The sequence below is a fragment of the Mycolicibacter virginiensis genome (genome assembly GCF_022374935.2).
GTDB lineage: Bacteria > Actinomycetota > Actinomycetes > Mycobacteriales > Mycobacteriaceae > Mycobacterium > Mycobacterium virginiense.
Map to the genome: position 1 here is coordinate 1,719,207 of NZ_CP092430.2, position 17,286 is coordinate 1,736,492.

General features: G+C 67.3%; 19 protein-coding genes. 8 read left to right on the forward strand and 11 right to left on the reverse strand.

Features of this window, described 5'->3' with window-relative positions; genetic code table 11:
• Positions 1–74: 74 nt before the first annotated feature.
• From MJO54_RS08425 to MJO54_RS23755, 4 genes are all read right to left on the reverse strand, one after another.
• Positions 75–815, reverse strand: a complete 741-nt coding sequence (locus tag MJO54_RS08425; RefSeq protein ID WP_046283733.1) for a sirohydrochlorin chelatase — start codon at positions 813–815, stop codon at positions 75–77.
• Positions 794–1,534, reverse strand: a complete 741-nt coding sequence (locus tag MJO54_RS08430) for a phosphoadenylyl-sulfate reductase (protein WP_046283732.1) — start codon at positions 1,532–1,534, stop codon at positions 794–796. The genes MJO54_RS08425 and MJO54_RS08430 overlap by 22 nt, the downstream gene beginning before the upstream one ends.
• A complete protein-coding gene (locus MJO54_RS08435; protein WP_046283731.1) occupies positions 1,531–3,210 on the reverse strand; it encodes a nitrite/sulfite reductase in 1,680 nt (559 codons plus the stop codon). Before MJO54_RS08435 ends, MJO54_RS08430 begins: the two co-directional genes overlap by 4 nt.
• Positions 3,211–3,322: 112 nt before the next feature.
• Positions 3,323–3,493 (reverse strand): Ms4527A family Cys-rich leader peptide, encoded by a 171-nt coding sequence (locus MJO54_RS23755; RefSeq protein WP_350223005.1) that lies wholly within the window; start codon positions 3,491–3,493, stop codon positions 3,323–3,325.
• 116 nt (positions 3,494–3,609) lie between these two features.
• Between MJO54_RS23755 and MJO54_RS08440 the strand changes: the two genes are divergently transcribed.
• The 3 genes from MJO54_RS08440 to hemW are packed head-to-tail and all read left to right on the forward strand — an operon-like array spanning position 3,610 to position 5,772.
• Complete coding sequence (locus MJO54_RS08440) at positions 3,610–4,149, forward strand: Rv1363c family protein (protein ID WP_233428525.1); 540 nt, start codon at positions 3,610–3,612, stop codon at positions 4,147–4,149.
• On the forward strand, positions 4,146–4,541 hold the full coding sequence (locus MJO54_RS08445; RefSeq protein ID WP_046283730.1) for a transglycosylase family protein: 396 nt from the start codon (positions 4,146–4,148) through the stop codon (positions 4,539–4,541). The genes MJO54_RS08440 and MJO54_RS08445 overlap by 4 nt, the downstream gene beginning before the upstream one ends.
• 49 nt (positions 4,542–4,590) lie before the next feature.
• Complete coding sequence (gene hemW / locus MJO54_RS08450) at positions 4,591–5,772, forward strand: radical SAM family heme chaperone HemW (protein ID WP_046283729.1); 1,182 nt, start codon at positions 4,591–4,593, stop codon at positions 5,770–5,772.
• 171 nt (positions 5,773–5,943) lie between these two features.
• Here the strand turns inward: hemW and MJO54_RS08455 are convergent, their stop codons facing one another.
• Positions 5,944–6,207, reverse strand: coding sequence for a hypothetical protein (locus MJO54_RS08455; RefSeq protein WP_396878618.1), 264 nt, complete (start codon positions 6,205–6,207; stop codon positions 5,944–5,946).
• 246 nt (positions 6,208–6,453) lie between these two features.
• On the opposite strand from MJO54_RS08455, the gene MJO54_RS08460 reads away from it, so the two are divergent.
• Both MJO54_RS08460 and MJO54_RS08465 read left to right on the forward strand, forming a co-directional pair.
• Positions 6,454–7,800 (forward strand): salicylate synthase, encoded by a 1,347-nt coding sequence (locus MJO54_RS08460; RefSeq protein WP_046283728.1) that lies wholly within the window; start codon positions 6,454–6,456, stop codon positions 7,798–7,800.
• 70 nt (positions 7,801–7,870) lie between these two features.
• The gene (locus tag MJO54_RS08465; protein WP_046283727.1) at positions 7,871–8,140 is read left to right on the forward strand and encodes a metal-sensitive transcriptional regulator; all 270 of its coding nucleotides are present in this window, start codon (positions 7,871–7,873) and stop codon (positions 8,138–8,140) included.
• A gap of 23 nt (positions 8,141–8,163) precedes the next feature.
• Here MJO54_RS08465 and MJO54_RS08470 read toward each other — a convergent pair whose 3' ends face one another.
• The 5 genes from MJO54_RS08470 to MJO54_RS08490 all read right to left on the reverse strand — a co-directional run bounded on the left by MJO54_RS08470 (position 8,164) and on the right by MJO54_RS08490 (position 13,390).
• Positions 8,164–9,060, reverse strand: a complete 897-nt coding sequence (locus MJO54_RS08470; protein ID WP_046283726.1) for a MerR family transcriptional regulator — start codon at positions 9,058–9,060, stop codon at positions 8,164–8,166.
• On the reverse strand, positions 9,057–10,526 hold the full coding sequence (locus tag MJO54_RS08475) for a flavin-containing monooxygenase (RefSeq protein ID WP_046283725.1): 1,470 nt from the start codon (positions 10,524–10,526) through the stop codon (positions 9,057–9,059). Before MJO54_RS08475 ends, MJO54_RS08470 begins: the two co-directional genes overlap by 4 nt.
• A 1-nt stretch (position 10,527) precedes the next feature.
• Positions 10,528–11,448 carry a hypothetical protein gene (locus tag MJO54_RS08480; protein ID WP_046283724.1) on the reverse strand — a complete coding sequence of 307 codons (921 nt, stop codon included), beginning with the start codon at positions 11,446–11,448 and terminating at the stop codon, positions 10,528–10,530.
• An 11-nt stretch (positions 11,449–11,459) separates the two neighbouring features.
• Positions 11,460–12,317, reverse strand: a complete 858-nt coding sequence (locus tag MJO54_RS08485; protein WP_046283723.1) for an SDR family NAD(P)-dependent oxidoreductase — start codon at positions 12,315–12,317, stop codon at positions 11,460–11,462.
• 143 nt (positions 12,318–12,460) lie between these two features.
• Entirely contained in the window at positions 12,461–13,390 is a 930-nt protein-coding gene (locus MJO54_RS08490; RefSeq protein ID WP_046283722.1) for a hypothetical protein, read from the reverse strand.
• Positions 13,391–13,515: 125 nt separating this feature from the next.
• On the opposite strand from MJO54_RS08490, the gene mbtL reads away from it, so the two are divergent.
• Genes mbtL through mbtN form a run of 3 tightly spaced genes read left to right on the forward strand, consistent with a single transcriptional unit; the run spans position 13,516 to position 16,588 of the window.
• On the forward strand, positions 13,516–13,824 hold the full coding sequence (mbtL, locus tag MJO54_RS08495) for a mycobactin biosynthesis acyl carrier protein MbtL (RefSeq protein WP_256364642.1): 309 nt from the start codon (positions 13,516–13,518) through the stop codon (positions 13,822–13,824).
• Entirely contained in the window at positions 13,821–15,407 is a 1,587-nt protein-coding gene (mbtM, locus tag MJO54_RS08500; protein WP_046283720.1) for a long-chain-fatty acid--ACP ligase MbtM, read from the forward strand. The genes mbtL and mbtM overlap by 4 nt, the downstream gene beginning before the upstream one ends.
• 8 nt (positions 15,408–15,415) lie before the next feature.
• Entirely contained in the window at positions 15,416–16,588 is a 1,173-nt protein-coding gene (mbtN, locus tag MJO54_RS08505) for a mycobactin biosynthesis acyl-ACP dehydrogenase MbtN (protein ID WP_192830555.1), read from the forward strand.
• On the opposite strand, the gene MJO54_RS08510 is transcribed toward mbtN, so the two are convergent.
• Entirely contained in the window at positions 16,549–17,178 is a 630-nt protein-coding gene (locus MJO54_RS08510) for a GNAT family N-acetyltransferase (RefSeq protein ID WP_046283718.1), read from the reverse strand. The two genes, mbtN and MJO54_RS08510, sit on opposite strands and share 40 nt — an antisense overlap.
• Positions 17,179–17,286: the final 108 nt, after the last annotated feature.

The following is a 17,286-nucleotide window of genomic DNA, read 5'->3' on the forward strand; positions in this document are numbered from 1 at the left end:
ACTAAGGGTGAAGGGTGGCGATGAGCGCTGTGACGGGTTTCACTACGGAGCGGTCGTGGGCGGACCGTCGTTCGTCAGGCGGCGCTCTGTGCCGTCAGGACGTCTTCGATGCGGTCCAGCACGGTTGCGGCCACCAGGCGGTGCGCGCCGAGCGGCTCGGCCACCGGGATTCCCGCCTGTGCGGCGTAGGCGGCGACCCGGTCGGTGATTCTGCCGTGGGCCAAAAACCACGGGGCGATCATCAGCCTCGTGGCACCGCGTGCCCGCAACCGTTCGACGGCCTCGGGCACCGAAGGCTGGGGACCTTCAGTGGCGAACGCGACTTCGACTCCGGCCCAACGTGTTCCGCGAGACAACGGGGCCGCGATCGTGGCGGTCTGGGCGTTGGCCGCAGGACGCGACGAGCCCACCGCGACCACCACGACGCCCAGCTCCGGGTCGAACCGCGAGGCGCCGGCGCTCGACAGGCGTTCGCCGAGGACCTGCACCAGGCGGCTGTCCTCACCCAGCGTTGGAGCGACTCGCACGGCGACGCCGGACTCCGCGATCATCGCCGGAATATCGACGCGGGCGTGGTAGGCGCTGGCCAACAGCAGGGGCACGACGATGGTGTCGCCGCCGTTGCCGCCGGCTTCGCGCAGCACATCGCGCAGGTTCGGGCTGCTGTGTTCGCAGAACGCCACCCGCACGGCGTATTCGGGCGCGACCCGGCGCAGGTGCCCGGCGATCGCATGGGTGTTGGCCGCCGCGCGCGGATCCCGGCTGCCGTGCGCGGTCAGCACCAGCGTGGTGGTCACGAGGCGTGAAGCCCGCATTCGGTCTTGGCCAGGCCGGCCCAGCGTCCGCTGCGTGGATCGGCGCCGGCCGCCGGCTTGATCGTGCACGGCGCGCAGCCGATCGACGGGTAACCCTCGTCGATCAGCGGGTTGACCAGCACGTTGTTGGCAACGATGTAGGCGTCGAACTCCTCGTCGGACCATGCGGCGATCGGGTTGACCTTCACCAGACCGAACTGCTCGTCGAAGCTGATCAGCGGTGCATTGGCGCGCGTCGGCGCTTCCACTCGACGCAACCCGGTGACCCACGCCGAGTAGTTGTGCAGGGTGCGGGACAACGGCTCGACCTTGCGCAGTCGGCAGCACAGCGCCGGATTGGATCCGAACAGGTCCTTGCCGTGGGTCGCGTCCTGCTCCGCCACGGTCTGCTCCGGGGTGACGTTGACCAACGCGATGTCATACATCGCCTCCACCGCGTCGCGGGTACCGATGGTCTCGGCGAAGTGGTAGCCGGTGTCGAGGAACAACACCGGAACCCCCGCACGGACCTTGGCCGCCAGGTCCACCAGCACCGCGTCGGCCATGTTGGAGGCCACCACGTAATTGCAGGAGGCGGGTCCTGCTGAACCGTCGAGCCCATTCACCCCGCCGAAGTTCGCATCCGTCCACTCCAGCAGCTCGGTGGCACTGGCGCCGTCGAGCTCGGCCGCGCCCTTGGCGGCCAGTTCACGCAACTCCGCTTCGCTGTGAGGCCTCATCGCAGATCGTCTTCTTCAGCACGCACCGCCCACTGGGCGAAACGCTCACCGGCGCTGCGTTGTTTGATGAAGTTGCGCACCACCCGCTCGATGTAGTCGCCGAGTTCGTCGCTGTAGACCTTGTGCTGGCGCAGCTTGCGGCCGAACCCGCTGTCGGCGCCCAGGCTGCCACCGAGGTGCACCTGGAAGCCGGGGACCGAATTGCCGTTGCCGTCGTCGATCATCTGGCCCTTGAACCCGATGTCGGCCACCTGGATGCGGGCGCACGAGTTCGGGCACCCATTGATGTTGACCGTGACCGGCACGTCCAAGACGGCGTTGAGGTCGTCGAGGCGTTGCTCGAGTTCGGGGACCAGGCTCTGGGCGCGCACCCGGGTCTCGACGAACGACAGCTTGCAGAACTCCAGTCCGGTGCAGGCCATCAGGTTGCGTCGCCACGGCGACGGGTTGGCCGGCAGACCCAGCGCATCCAGCTCCGCCACCAGGCCGTCGACCTTGTCGTCGGGAACGTCGAGGATGACCAGCTTCTGGTACGGCGTGAACCGGGCCCGGTCGGAACCGACCTGCTCCATCAGTTCCGCGACCTTGAGCAGCGTGGCGCCGTTCACCCGACCGGAGATCGGGGCCACCCCGACCGCGTTGTGGCCGTTGCGGGTCTTCTGCACCCCCACGTGGTCGACAGTCGCGGTGTGCTGCTCGGGTGCCGGCCCGTCGATCAGCGGCCGTCCCAGGTATTCCCGTTCCAGAACTTCCCTGAATTTTCCAATACCCCAGTCCTTGACCAGGAACTTCAGCCGGGCCTTGGACCGCAGCCGGCGGTAGCCGTAGTCGCGGAACAGGCTCGTGACGGCCTCCCACACGTCGGGGACCTCGTCCAGCGGCACCCACGCGCCCAGGCGCTGGGCCAGCATCGGGTTGGTGGACAGGCCGCCGCCCACCCAGAGGTCCAGGCCGGGGCCGTGCTCGGGGTGGTTGACGCCGATGAAGGAGATGTCGTTGATCTCGTGGGCGACGTCCGGCAGACCGGAGACGGCGGTCTTGAACTTGCGCGGCAGGTTCGCGAACTCCGGGTTGCCGATGTACCGGCGCACGATTTCGTCGAGCGCGGGGGAGGGGTCGAGCACCTCGTCCAGCGATTCCCCGGCCAGCGGTGACCCGAGCAGGCCGCGCGGGCAGTCGCCGCAGGCCTCGATGGTCTGCAGCCCGACCGCGTCCAGCTGCTCCCAGATCTCTGGGACCTTCTCGATCTCGATCCAGTGGTACTGCAGATTGTTGCGGTCGGAGATGTCTGCGGTGTTGCGGGCGTAGTCGACCGAGATCTGCCCCAGGGTCCGCATCGCGGCGGCCGACAGCGCCTTGCCGTCGCAGCGCACCCGCATCATGAAGTACTTGGCCTCCAGCAGGTCAGCGTTCTCGTCGCCGGTGAAGGTGCCGTCATAGCCCTGCTCACGCTGGGTGTAGAGGCCCATCCAGCGGAAGCGCCCGCGCAGGTCGTCCTTGGTGATGGAGTCGAACCCCTGCTTGGAGTACACATCGACGATCCGGGCCTGCACGTTCAGCGCCGGGTCTTCCTGCTTGAACTGCTCGTTGTGGTTGACCGGTTCGGTCTCGCCGAGCGCCCACTGGGCCTCGCTGCGCTTGGCCTTGCTCGGGGGAGCGGTCGGAGTGGCGGTCATGATTCTCCTTCAAAGAGGAGCCGGCGGGATTGAGCGCAGTTCACCGGCGACTGTCTCCGGCGGCGCAGATCCGGCGGCCAGCTGGAAAATACAGGTGGGCGGTTCTACGACATCAAGGCAGACAGCGACAGCTGCAAACACGCTTGAAATCGATATGCCGCCGAGCCACCAAGGCAACCCCGGACGAGGTGCAGTAGGCGGCGGTCACAGCGCCGATTATGCCATGGATGCCGAAAATCTTCCTTACCGGCGCAAAGTTGTGATCAGCGTGAGCAAAACTCATCTGGTGCTCGATGCTACGGGGTCGGGCCGGGGGAGCGGATCGGAACGGTCGGGGGCGATGCGCCCCGGCGCCGGGCCACCGCAGACGACAGCCGATCGGAAGGCGGGTGGGACTAGGTGAGTATCGACTTCGGATGGGAACCGGCGTGGGAACCACTGCCGGTGGCCGACCCGCCGCCGCGCACGAGCGGCCGTGCTCAGTTGCGCCGCTGGCTGGCCGTGGCGACGCTGGCGGCCACCGTCGGTTGCGGCGGATGGCTGGCGGTCCAGCATTACCAAACCCACCTCGCCGGTGAGCAGGCCCTGGAGGCCGCAGAGGCATATGTGTTGCGGCTGAGCAATATCGATGCCGACAACGTCGATCGCAATTTCGCCGACATCACCGACGGATCGACCGGGCAGTTCCGGACCATGCACACCCGCTCCAGCGTGCGGTTGCGTCAGCAACTGATCGACAACAGGGCGACGGCACGCGGGCATGTTGCCGAGGCGGTACTGAAATCCGCCGACCGCAACCACGCCGTGGTGGTGCTGCTGGTCGACCAGGCGGTGCGCAACGCCGACAACCCCGAACCCGTGCTCGACCACAGCCGGATCCGGATGACCATGGACAAGGTCGACGGCCGCTGGCTGGCGAGCAAGGTGGAGTTGGTATGAGGAAGTTCACAGCGTTGACGGCGGGCGTGCTGCTGGTCGGGGCCGCCGAGTTGTCCGGCGCGGCGAGCGCCGATCCGATCGATTGGGAAGCCATCGCCCTGTGCGAGTCCGGCGGGAACTGGTCGGCCGATACCGGCGACGGCGGCTATGGCGGGCTGCAGATCAGCGCGGCGGACTGGGACAGCAACGGCGGGGTGGGACTGCCCTCGCAGGCCACCAAACAACAGCAGATCGCCGTCGCCAAGCGCATCATGGCCAACCGGGGCCCCGGGGCCTGGTCGGAATGCGTGCCGCGCAGTGGTGCCGCCTCGACCGTGCCGGTCGGCTCGCTGACCCACTATGTGACGACGCTCTACGAGGACACCCCCGGGACCGGCGCGCCAGCCGACTGAGGCGCCGGCGAACAGCGCCGCCCGCGACACCGTGGGATGATCGGGCCTCATGACCCCGACCCCGACTGCCGTAGCGCTGCCCGACGCGGCGCCGGCCCAGCGCGGCCACGACGGCCCGTTCGGGGTGTATGTGCACGTGCCGTTCTGTTTCACCCGGTGCGGCTACTGCGACTTCAACACCTACACCCCGGCGGAGCTCGGCGGCGCAAACCCCGACGCCTGGGTGGCCGCGCTGGACAAGGAACTGGAACTGGCCGCCGCCCGGCTGGGGCGCCAGCCGGCTGACACGGTATTCGTGGGAGGCGGCACGCCGTCGCTGCTGGGCGGCCCGCGGCTGGCGCGCGTGCTCGACCAAGTGCGCAAGCACTTCGGACTGGCCGAGGACGCCGAGGTCACCACCGAGGCGAACCCTGAGTCGACGTCGCCGGAGTTCTTCGAGACGATCCTTGCCGCCGGCTACACCCGGGTGTCGCTGGGCATGCAGTCGGTGTCGCCGCGCGTGCTGGCCACCCTGGACCGCATCCATTCGCCGGGCCGGCCGGTGGCGGCGGCGCGCGAGGCGCGTGCCGCCGGCTTCGAGCACCTCAATATCGACCTGATCTACGGCACCCCCGGCGAGACCGTTGATGATCTGCTGCGTTCGGTGGACGCCGCGCTCGAGGCGGGTGTGGATCACGTCTCGGCCTACAGCCTGATCGTGGAGGACGGCACCGCGCTGGCCCGTCGGGTGCGGCGCGGGGAGTTACCGGCTCCCGAGGGTGATGTGGCGGCGCACCGCTATGAGCTGGTCGACGCCCGGCTGCGGGCGGCGGGGATGGACTGGTACGAGGTGTCCAACTGGAGCCGGCCCGGCGCGGCCTGCCGGCACAACCTGGGCTACTGGAACGGCGGCCGATGGTGGGGTGCGGGCCCGGGCGCGCACAGTTACGATGGCGCGCTGCGTTGGTGGAACGTCAAGCACCCCAACACTTATGCGCAGCTATTGGAGCAGGGCGCGCTGCCGGTGGCCGGCTTCGAGGAGCTCTCCGAGGCCGACCGGCATACCGAGGACGTGATGTTGCGGCTGCGGATGCGTGACGGTCTGGCGCTGGCGGATCTGGGTGCCGACGAGCGTGAGCGCGCCGCGACCGCGGTTGCCGACGGACTGCTGCACATCGACGATGAGCGGCTGGTGTTGACCGATCGTGGTCGGCTACTGGCCGACGCGGTGGTGCGCTCGCTGTTGGCTTAAGGCGGGTCAGCGCGGTTCGCGGCGGTCTGATGAGCCGCGTGCACGAATCTCGACCATGTGGTGTGGTGCCCGCCTTTGCGCGACAACTGTTGCCCACGGCCGCAGCTGTCGGAAGTTGTCGCTCCAAGCCGGGCGCGCACCGTGTCGCCGAGCGGCCAGCGTTGCGGCAAATCAGCCGCTGAACCAGCCGCGGCCACCATCCCAGCTGCCGCAGATGCCCTGGATACAACCGTGGCCGAAGCCACCCTGGCCGGGAATGAAGCCGCCGCAGCCCTGCCAGCCGGCGTCATGGCCGCAGCCGCTGCCGCCACCGTTGCCGTCGGGGCCGCCGGCACCGTGCGGCTGGGCCACCACGACCGGGCCCGCCGGCGCGCTCATCGCCATCACGCCGGCCGGGGCGACGGCGATCGCCGCCGCGGCTGTCGCTACGAACATCGAACCCACGAGCTTTCGAATACTTAGCATGACTCCATATTCCATACCGGGGCCCTTGTTGCCAACCGTTGTGTGAGTACTGATACCGAATCGTGAACGCCCGTAACGCATCACTGCGATCCGTTCGCCGCGGCGGCTGTCACTGATCCGATGAGCTGTGCCCGGCCCGCCGGCGCAGGCTCACGCCGCGCGGATTCGTGGGGCGAGGCGCACGTCACTGGGTAGGTTAGGCTACATTTACTAATCGTGTCAGAGGTCGGTGTCGAAACAGTCTCCGAAGCTGCGTCGTCGGTGCTGTTACCGCCGGGCGTCGAGCCGGCTGATCTGGCTGCCGCGCTGGCCGCTGAGCTCCCGGAGGGTGACGGTCAGGAATACCTGCTCTACGAGCGTGGCGGACGTTGGACCCTGGCTGCCGGCGTGCGCGCCGCCGTCGAGCTGGACAGTGACGAGTTGCGCACGGTCCGTGACGGGGTAGTTCGTCGCGAACACTGGCGGGGTCGGCCGGCCGCAGTGCTCGGCGAAGCAGTGGACCGGTTGCTGCTCGAGGCAGCTGAAGTATTTGGCTGGGTGGCTTTCGAATTCGGCACTTACCGGTTCAGGCTGCAGGAACGGCTGGCGCCGGGCACCGCGCTGGCGCGGGTGTTCTGGCCGCAGACCCGCATCGTGGTCACCGCCGAGAAGGTCGAGCTGTTCGGCCACAGCGACCGGGCGGTAGCGGTGCTGGAGCGGCTGTTGGCCGATGGCGTTCCCGCGCTGGCCGAGCCGGCGCCGGTCGTGGTCGACGTCGACGGTGCCGGCTATCGCGATCGGGTGGCGACCGCGGTCGACGAGATCCGCGCCGGTGCCTACCGCAAGGTGATCCTGTCGCGCTGCGTCGACGTGCCGTTCGCGCTGGACTTCCCTTCGACTTACCGACTGGGTCGGCGGCACAACACTCCGGCTCGGTCATTCTTGTTGCGGCTGGGCGGGATTCGGGCGCTCGGGTACAGCCCGGAGCTGGTCGCCGAGGTGCGGGGCGACGGCGTGGTGGTCACCGAGCCGCTGGCCGGGACGCGTGCTCGCACGGGCGATCCCGCAATCGACGCGGTGGTTCGAGCCGAGCTCGAGTCCGATGCCAAGGAGATCGTGGAGCACGCCATCTCGGTCCGCACATCGGTGGACGAGATCACTGAGGTCGCCGAGCCTGGCAGTACCGTTGTTGCGGACTTCATGACCGTGCGCGAGCGGGGGAGCGTGCAGCACTTGGGGTCGACGGTGCGCGGGCAGCTGGATCCTGCCCGGGACCGGATGGATGCCCTCGAAGCGCTGTTCCCCGCGGTCACCGCGTCAGGGATCCCCAAATCGGCCGGAATCGACGCAATCCTGCGGCTCGACGAGTGCCCGCGAGGTCTGTACTCCGGTGCGGTGGTGATGTTCACGGCCGATGGTGGCCTCGACGCCGCGTTGACGCTGCGAGCGGCCTACGAGGGCGACGGGCGCTGCTGGTTGCGAGCCGGGGCGGGCGTCATCGCCGAGTCGCGGCCCGAGCGAGAATTCGAGGAGACCTGCGAGAAGCTGGCCACCCTGGCGCCATATCTGATCGCCCAGCGCTGAATCCGCGGCCCCGTCCTCTCGGTGAGATACCCTATAGGGTATAACAGGCAGCTCGGGGAGAGGACCTCACGTGCTTGATGACGAAGACAGCGTGAAGTCGGTGTTGAACCGGCTGCGCCGTGCGCACGGCCAGCTCGCCGGAGTGATCGCGATGATCGAAGGCGGCCGCGACTGTAAGGACGTGGTCACCCAGCTTGCCGCGGTCTCGCGGGCGCTGGACCGGGCGGGCTTCAAAATCGTCGCGAGTGGGCTTCGCGAATGCCTGGCCGGTGAATCCGCCGGCGGCAAGGCGCCGCTTACCGAGGACGAGCTCGAGAAGCTGTTCCTGGCCCTGGCCTAGCGGCATCCGTACGCACCAGAGGGTCAGTGCAACAGGGACTCGGTGAGCAGGCCGCTGACCATCGACTCGATGGTCGATTCGATCGACGAGGCCAAGGTGGCGGTCACGGATGCGACGGCCTGGGTGCGGAACCGCACCAGCATGCCGATCAGCTCGGCGATCTCGGTGTCGGCGGGCAAGGGTGCTCCGGGCTGAATCCGGGTCAGGACGTGCTCGGCGCCGGCTCGCACCAGCATCTGGCTGATCGCATCGATGTGCGGCAACGACTGCTCGTAGAGGTCGATCAGTTTGTCGATGGCGATGCCGTAGCCGCGGACCTCGTTAAAGGCATCGATCAACTTGGGCCGGGTGATGGTGGCCAGCGCGTCGGCCTCGTTGAGCCGGATCACCCCGAGCGCCACCAGCCGCCGCATTGCCGGCGGGTCGCCGATTCGCTGCTCGGCTTCCGCGCGTGGCATGGTCTCGGGCTGTTCGGTGGTCCAGCTACCGGCGATCGCGCTTTCCAGTCCCAGGATGTCGCCGAGGTCCTTGCCCTGCTCCCAGGCGCCGATCATCTCTTTGACGTGCGCGATGGTGTAGCCGCGGTCGAGCATCGAGGTGATCAGCCGCAGCCGGGTCAGGTGGGTGTCGTTGTACAACGCGATCCGCCCGACCCGTCGCGGCGGTGGGAGCAGATCCCGGTCCCGGTAGACCCGCACGTTGCGGGTGGTGGTGCCGCCCAGTCGAGCCAGGTCGTCGATCCGGTACTCCCGGGATGCCGTGTCGCCGCCCGGGTGGCGCACTACGATCTCGAAGAGCTGGGTCACCGCGGCCTCGATCACCTCGCGGGATTCGCGCCGCACCCGGCGGGGGATCCGCCGCAGATTCGCCAGCACCCCGGCGATGGAGTCGGGCTTGGCGGGACGATCCGGTGCGGTCATGCCACCGCGTGGTAGTCGGCGAGGCGGAAACTGCGCATCTGCCGAAGATACTGCGTTGCGAACCCCGGGTACATCGACGCGTTGAAACCGTCCTCGGTCAGGTACCAGCTGCGACAGCCCGTCATCCAGGTCGTCTTGCCCAGCCGGCGCTGAATCTGCTCGTTGTGGCGACGTTGCACAGCGTCACGCACGTCGAGGTAGCGCAGGTGTCCCCGGCGGATCGCGCCGATGGCACGCACCACGTAGTCGATCTGGCCTTCGACGTAGACCAGCAGTGAGTTGTGTCCCGGTCCGGAGTTGGGGCCGGTCATGAAGAAAAGGTTCGGGTAGCCGTGGGTCTGAATGCTCTTGAAGGCCTGACCGCCGCCGCTCCAGTCGCTGGCCAGTGACCGGCCGTCCAGTCCGGTGACCGGAAAGGGCGGGCCGGTCAGGTGTACGTCATAGCCGGTCGCGAACACGATGGCGTCCAGGTGGTGTTCCACGCCGTCGCTGGTGCGGATGCCCGATGGACTGAGAGTGGCGATCGGCCAGGAGATCAGCTTGCAGTTGTCGCGCTGCAGCGCCGGGTAGTAGTCGCTGGAGATCAGCATGCGCTTGCAGCCGGGGGTGAAGTCCGGGGTGAGCTGGCGACGTAACCACGGATCCTTGACTGTCGCGCGCAGGTGGGCTTTGCCCAGTTGAGCGACCAGTCCGCTGAGCGGGGTGTTCCATACCAGCGCGGTGGCGCTGGCCTCGTGCCCCCAGAACAGTGCTTGGCGAGCAAGCTGTTGGGCCGCTGGGACTTTGGCGAACAGCTCCTGCACCGCGGCCGGCACGGCCATGTCCAGCCGGGGGATCACCCAGCCTGGAGTGCGCTGAAAGACCTTGACGAATCCGGCTTGTTCGACCAGCTCTGGGATGATCTGCACCGCACTGGCGCCGGTGCCGATGACCGCGACCCGTTTGCCGGTGAAGTCGTAGTCGTGATCCCAGCGGGCGCTGTGGATCTTGTGGCCGGTGTAGCTATCCAGCCCGCGCAAGGCCGGGAATCTGGAGTCCGGCAGCGGTCCGGATGCCAGCACCACGGTGCGGGTCCGAAATTTCGTGCGCCCGGCCGACACTGTCCATACTCCGGCGCCCTCGTCGAAAGTCAGCCCGGTGACCTCGGTGCCGAACCGGATGTGGCGGCGCAGGTCGAACCGGTCGACCATGTCCTCTATGTGCGCACAGATCTCGCCGGCTGAAGGGTAGGCCCGCGACCAGGTGGGGTTGGCGACGAAGGAGAAGGAGTACAGCAGCGACGGAATGTCGCACGCCGCACCGGGATAGCGGGTGTCGCGCCAGGTGCCGCCGACCCGGTCGCTGCGTTCCAGAATGATGATCTCGTCGTCGCCGGCCAGGCCCGCCTCGGCCAGTTTGATTGCCGCGCCGATTCCGCTGAATCCGGCACCAACGATCAGTGTCTGGTAGATCTGCCCGCGGGCCACGTCAGGCCGCCGGTTCGTGGGTGAGCTCTTTGAACCAGCTCGGGATCGGCTTGAGCAGGCGCTTGGGGTAGAAGCCGGACAGCCACACCGCCGGGTTGGCCAGCAGGTGATATGGGCTGTCCGGGTTGGCCATCCAGCCTGAGTAGCGTTTGACCACCTGATACGCCGGCACCCGCCGGGTGTGTTCGCCGCGCTCGCCGAACTGCGTGAAACGCATCAGCGCCGAGTACAGCCGCTGGGGATCGAGTCCCATGCCGATCACCTCGTTGCGGACCCGGTTGAGCAGTGGGATCGAGATCAGCGCGCCGACGATCAGCGAAGGGGAGGCTATGGTGCCGACGAACTCGATCGCCAGCCGGCGGGCGTCGGCGTGCCCGATCATCTCCAACACTTCGAAATCGACAGCGATGTGCCGGGATTCGTCGTTGTTGATCTTCTCGAACACCTGATGGCACACCGGGTCGTCGACCTCGTCGAGCAGGAACTTGAGCAGGGCACCGTCGAGTGCGACCTCCAGCATCGGGATCACCGTGCCCAGCACCGACAGTGGCAAGTCGTCGGAGTAGTCGTCGAGCCACTGCATCGCCAACCGGATATTCACATTCGGTTCGGGCATCTCGCCGTCTTCGAGCATGCCCCAGCGCTTCATCAGCGCCAGCTCGGCGTTGGCGTGGCGTTGCTCCTCGGCATGGAAGTAGCGGTAGATCTCGGCCAGTGTCGCGGTGGGCGCCTTACGCGCCATGGCCGCGAAGCCGCGGGCGCCGATATTCTCGATCCAGCACAGGTCGGCCATGAATTTCTTGAGTTTCGGCACCATTTCAGGCCGGATCAGCTCGGCTCCCGGTGCGTCCCAGTCGATATCGGCCAGAGCCCATTGCCGATCCTTGATCTTGGCGAGCATGACGTCCATGTCGAGAGCCATCGTGATCTCCTTTAGTCGGACCTACCTGGCAATGCCGCACTGGCCCGGAATGCCAGTCCGATGGTTCGGGTGAATGTCTCCGGCGCGAAACGTTTGATGTTCCAACTGATCTTGGCGTCCAGCTGCGGCATGCAGTACAACCCGCCTCGGTCATGCGTGTCCAAGCAGTCGCGGGCAACGCGTTGGGCGGAGAGCCCGGTCCAACGCATCAGCAGGTTGGCCGCCTCACTGGATTGGGCGGTGATTCGGCCGGATTCGACGATGTTGGTCTTGACGAAGGTCGGGCACAGCACGGTGACGCCGATGCCGGTACCGGACAGCTCGGCTGCCAAGGTCTCCGACAGGGACAGCACACCGGCCTTGCTGACGTTGTAGGCCGCCATTTCCGGGGCGGCGCCGAACGATGCGGCGGAGGCGACGTTGATGATGCCGCGGGGTTGCTCGGATCGCGCCTCGCGCAGGATCGGGGTGAACACGTGACAGCCGTGGATAGGGCCCCACAGGTTGATGCCCAGCGTCCAGGTCCAGTCGTCCAGCGCCATCTCGCCGATCGGCTGCCCGCCGGCACCGACGCCGGCGTTGTTGATCACCAGGGTGGGCGGGTGGCCGAACCAGGACTGCGCGGTGTCGGCCAGCGCGGTGACCTCGTCGATCGCTGAGACGTCGCAGTGCACGGCGGTGGCGCGGCCACCCGCGCCGGTGATGGCTTCGACGGTGCCCCGGGCGGCGTCATCGTCGATGTCGCTGCAGACCACGGCGCTGCCGCGGCGGGCGAGCTCGATGGCGAACGCGGCTCCGATGCCGCTTCCCGCGCCGGTGACGACGGCGGAGGCCCCATGGCTGCGCTTGGGCGATCGGCCAAGGATCATGTGACTGAGTCAACAGCCAATGGTGCCATTAGTCAATGGCAATGTTTAGAGCCGGGCCCGGGCCTATGGACCCGAACCCGGCTCTGGTGCCGCGCGAGCGCTGGGATCTCCAGCGCCCGCGCGAGACAGGTGGTGCGGTGCTGCTAGTTGAACAGGCTGTCGAGCCAACCGAAGTCGAGCAGGCTGGCGGCCGCAGCTGCGTCACCGGGGTCGACGTCCACCTCGGGAACCGGGATGGTCGAGGTCAGCGCGTCGGCGAACTTGCCCGGCAGGAAGTCGAGGAAGTAGGACAGGGTGCCTTGCTCGGTGATCAGGCCCCACCACTGGCCGGTGTCCTCACCGGTGTCGGAGTCCCAGGTGATGTAGCCGTTGAGCAGTGCGTCGAACGGGTCCTGCGCCACGTGCTCGATACCGTCGGGCACGCCGGTCAGGTTCTCCGACAGCGCGAACATGAAGCCGATGAGCGGTTCCGTCAGGTACTTGGCGGAGGTCTTCCAGAAGCTGAAGTCGCCGAAGATCTCCTGCAGGTTCGCCCAAACATGGGTCAGGTCGGCGCCGATGCCCATCATGCCGGGCACGAACTCACCGGTGCCACGCACGGTGTGGTCGAACAGCGGCTGGAAGATGTTGTTCATGTTGAACAACATGTCCCAGTTGATCAGGTTCCAGGCATTGGTGAAGTCGCCCTGTTGAAGGAATTCCATGACCTGCGGGATGATGACTTCCAGGCCCTTGACCTGGCCTCCGCCGGACCACATGATTTCGAGGCCATCGAGCACGCCCTGGATGCTGTTGCTGGTGGTCTCGCCGTAGTAGCTGCCTAGATCACCGAGCGCGGTGAAGACCGGGTTCGGGCCCGTGAGCAGGTCCATGATGTGGTCGAGGTTCTCGCCAGTGGTAGCGGTGAGCTCGACGGCGGGCTGGTGGGCGGCCGCGCTGATCATCGGGGCGACCGGGTTGACGGCGATCACGCCGGCGCCGGCCAGGGCGACGCCCGCGGCCAGCAGGCCCGTGGCGCGGGTGTTAAAGGCGGTGCCGCGGTCGGTCGAACCGGCGGCCATGGCGAGCTGCATTGCTTCTCCTTATTGTGACCTCATCTGAAATGAGGTTCCTGTCTATGTAGAACGCGGGCTAACGTTAACCACAGCAGCAAACATCAGGCAAGCCTTGCCTTACCCTAAGTGTTGCGAGTCACAAGATAGGGCAAGCTAACCTTAGTTCGCGGTTTGGTGTAGCGTCCCTCAACATGACCGCTTCATCGCCCGATGCCATCAACGCCGCGCTGCGTGAGATCTTGCGAGACGACCTGCAGGTCGATCTCAACCGCGTGACTCCGGAGTCGCGGCTGGTGGATGATGTCGGCCTCGATTCGGTGGCCTTCGCCATCGGCATGGTCGCCATTGAGGATCGGCTGGGTGTAGCGCTGTCTGAGGAAGACCTGTTGAACTGCGACACGGTCGGCGACCTTGAGGCCGCCATCCGGGCGAAAGCCCCCGCCGACGCGTGAGCGTGCTGGCCGGCGCCCTGACCCGGGCGATGACCGGGTCAGAACACGACCTGGTGGTCTTCGACCCCGAGGCCGGGGCATGGGATCGCCACCCGTGGCAGCAGGTGCATGCCCGGGCCGAAAGCGTGGCCGCCCGGATTCTGGACGGCGACGACGCTGGGGCCGTCGGGCTGGTCGGTGAGCCGACCGCAGATCTGATCGCCGCGATACAGGGTGCTTGGCTGGCCGGCCGCAGCATCTCGATCCTGCCTGGACCGGTCCGCGGCGCTGACCCTCAGCAATGGGCGCAGGCGACGCTGGATCGTTTCCGCGGCATTGGGGTTGGCACGGTGCTGAGCCACGGATCGGTATTGGACCTGCTGCGTGCCGAGGAGACCGGTCGCGGTCTGGCGGTGGCTGACGTTGCCGCGGCCGCCGGCAGCGGTCGCTCGGTCAGTCCGGTCACTGCCGGTACCGATGTGCCCGCGGTATTACAGGGCACCGCCGGGTCCACCGGTACCCCGCGCACCGCTCAACTGTCACCGGCCGCGGTCCTGGCGAATGTGTCGGGCTTGAGCAAGCACGTCGGGGTCGATCCGGCCGATGACGTCGGCTGCAGCTGGCTGCCGCTGTATCACGACATGGGGCTGACCTTCTTGCTCAGCGCAGCGCTGACCGGCTCGGAGCAGTGGTTGGCGCCCACCGCGGCGTTCGCCGCCTCGCCGTTTCGATGGTTGAGCTGGCTGCACGACAGCCGGGCCACCATGACCGCCGCACCCAACTTCGCCTACACCGTCATCGGCAAATACGCCCGCCGGGTCCCCGAAGTGGACCTGGGTCGGCTGCGGGTCGCGATCAACGGCGGCGAGCCGGTCGACTGCACGGGGTTGGAGCGCTTCGTCGCCGAGCTTGCCAAGTTCGGCCTCGATCCCGGTGCTCTCATGCCGTCGTACGGGCTGGCCGAGGCCACCTGCGCGGTGACCGCGCCACGGCCGGGAACTGGTCTGCAGTACGACGAAATCGTCGGCGCGGCAAGCGATGACGCCGAAGCCGTGCGCAGGCATGCGGTGCTCGGAGAGCCGATTCCCGGCATGCAGGTCCGCATCAGCCCGGTGGCCGAACGCCACGAGGAGCTGCCGCAGCGCGAAGTCGGTGAGATCGAGATCCGCGGAACGTCGATGATGTCGGGTTACCTCGGCCAGCAGGCGCTGGGACCCGATGCGTGGTTTGCCACCGGCGACCTGGGCTACTTCACCGACGCCGGCCTGGTGGTCTGCGGCCGGGCCAAGGAGATCATCTCGATCGCCGGGCGCAATGTGTTTCCCACCGAGATCGAGCGGGTCGCCGCCGAAGTACGCGGTGTCCGCGAGGGTGCGGTAGTGGCGGTCGGCACCGACGGAGCCCGGCCGGGATTGGTGATCGCCGCGGAATTTCGAGGCCGTGACGAGGCCGGCGCGCGTGCCGACCTGATCTCGCGGGTGGCCTCTCAGTGCGGGGTGGTGCCCGCAGACGTGGTGTTTCTGGCGCCGGGATCGCTGCCCCGGACGTCGTCGGGGAAACTGCGGCGACTCGAGGTCAAACGCAACATGGAGGTTATGAAGTGACTCAGGTGATTGCGGAGTCGGATGGCTCGGATATCGACGCTTACCGCGGTTTGCTCAACGAGGTGTTCGACCAGCAGGTCGTGGACTGGACGGCCGAAGCAGAGGACAGCGGGCGCTTTCCCCGCAAGCTGATCGAGCACCTCGGTAGGGCGGGCGTCTTCACGCAGAAGTGGGCGGGAGCGCAGCCCACCGATGTGGCCAAACTCCTGGAACTGGCCTACGCCCTGGGGCGGCTCGGGTCTGCGGGCATCGGAGTCGGTGTGAGCCTGCAGGATTCGTCGATCTCGATTCTGCACCGCTTCGGCCGATCCGAGTACCTGAAGGACATCTGCCAGCGGGCCATTCGCGGCCAAGCGGTGTTGTGTATCGGCGCGTCGGAGGAGTCCGGGGGATCGGACCTGCAGCGGGTGCAGACCGAGGCCCGTTCCGTGCGCGACGGTTTCGAGGTGCGTGGCCGCAAGAAGTTCGTGTCGCTGTCGCCCATCTCCGATCACATCCTGGTGCTGGCGCGCAGCATGGACCACGATGAGAACAGCCGGCACGGCAACGTCATGATGATCGCGGTGCCGACCGATCAGGTGCAGGTACACGAGCCGTTCAGCAAGGTCGGGGCTGGACCCCTGGACACCGCACCGGTCGACATCGACACCTGGGTGCCCGCCGACGCCCTGATCGCTCGGCCAGGCACCGGGCTGGCCGCCATCTCCTGGGGCCTGGCGCACGAGCGCATGTCGATCGCTGGGCAGGTCGCCTCGTCGACCCAGAAGATTCTCGGCATCACCCACGCGCGGATGATGCACCGCACCCAGTTCGGTGCCACCCTGTTCGAGCATCAGGCGCTGCGGCTGCGAATCGCCGACCTGCAGGCCCGAGTCGACCTTCTTCGTCACGGGCTCAACGGATTTGCGGCCGGGGGCAAACTCGACCTGCGGACCTCCGCGGCGATGAAAGTGACCGCGGCGCGGCTGGGCGAAGAGGTGATCGCCGAGTGCATGCACATCTTCGGCGGGACCGGCTACCTGGTCGACGAGACGCCGCTTGGGCGCTGGTGGCGAGACATGAAGCTGGCCCGTGTTGGCGGCGGCACCGACGAGGTGCTCTGGGAGTTGGTGGCAGCCGGGATGCGCCCCGACTACGACGGCTACGCCGAGCTGTTCGACAGCGGGTCGTCGTCGGGGTAGCGCAGCGCCGCGTAAAGCGCCATCTTGCGATAACCCATGTCGTGTTCGCCGAGGAAGACGCCGCCGACATATTCGGCGAGCCGGCGCATGGCCGTGTTGCGGTACTCGGGTTCGAACATCATCCGACGGCACTGCGGCTCGAGCTCGAAGACATAGGACATGATGCGCGGCAACAGGATTGCCGCGAACCCACGATTGACCACCGTGGTATCGGCGACGGCGGCGTGAATGCCCAGGTCATACGGGTCGGCCGCGTAATACTTGGCGATGGAATCCTTTGCCGCCCGGTAGATCTCGATATAGCCGCCGTCTTGTCCATTCCGGCTGACGATCAACGGCCGCGAATAGCTGCCGTTGACCTGGGCGGAGAGATAGGCGTGCCAGCGCTCCGGCGGCCAGGCGGACTCCCATGTCTCGGCCAGATGAGGCCGGTTCATCCACTCGGAGATCATCTCCGCGTCGGTGTCCGGGTCTGCCACCCGGATCGTGTAAGGCTCGGCCAGCACCGGGATCGGGGGCGGCGGGACGCGGCGGACCTCGTCGGACAGGTCTGTCAGCTCGCGGTGCAGGATGGTTGCGGCGTCAGTCATAACGAGCAGTGAGCCTACCGGAGCATCTATTCGAGTAAGTGAGGGTAGGGTAACCTAGGTTCGACTTGGCGGCGGGGCGCCGAGCCCGACTCCGCGGGGTGGGCCACC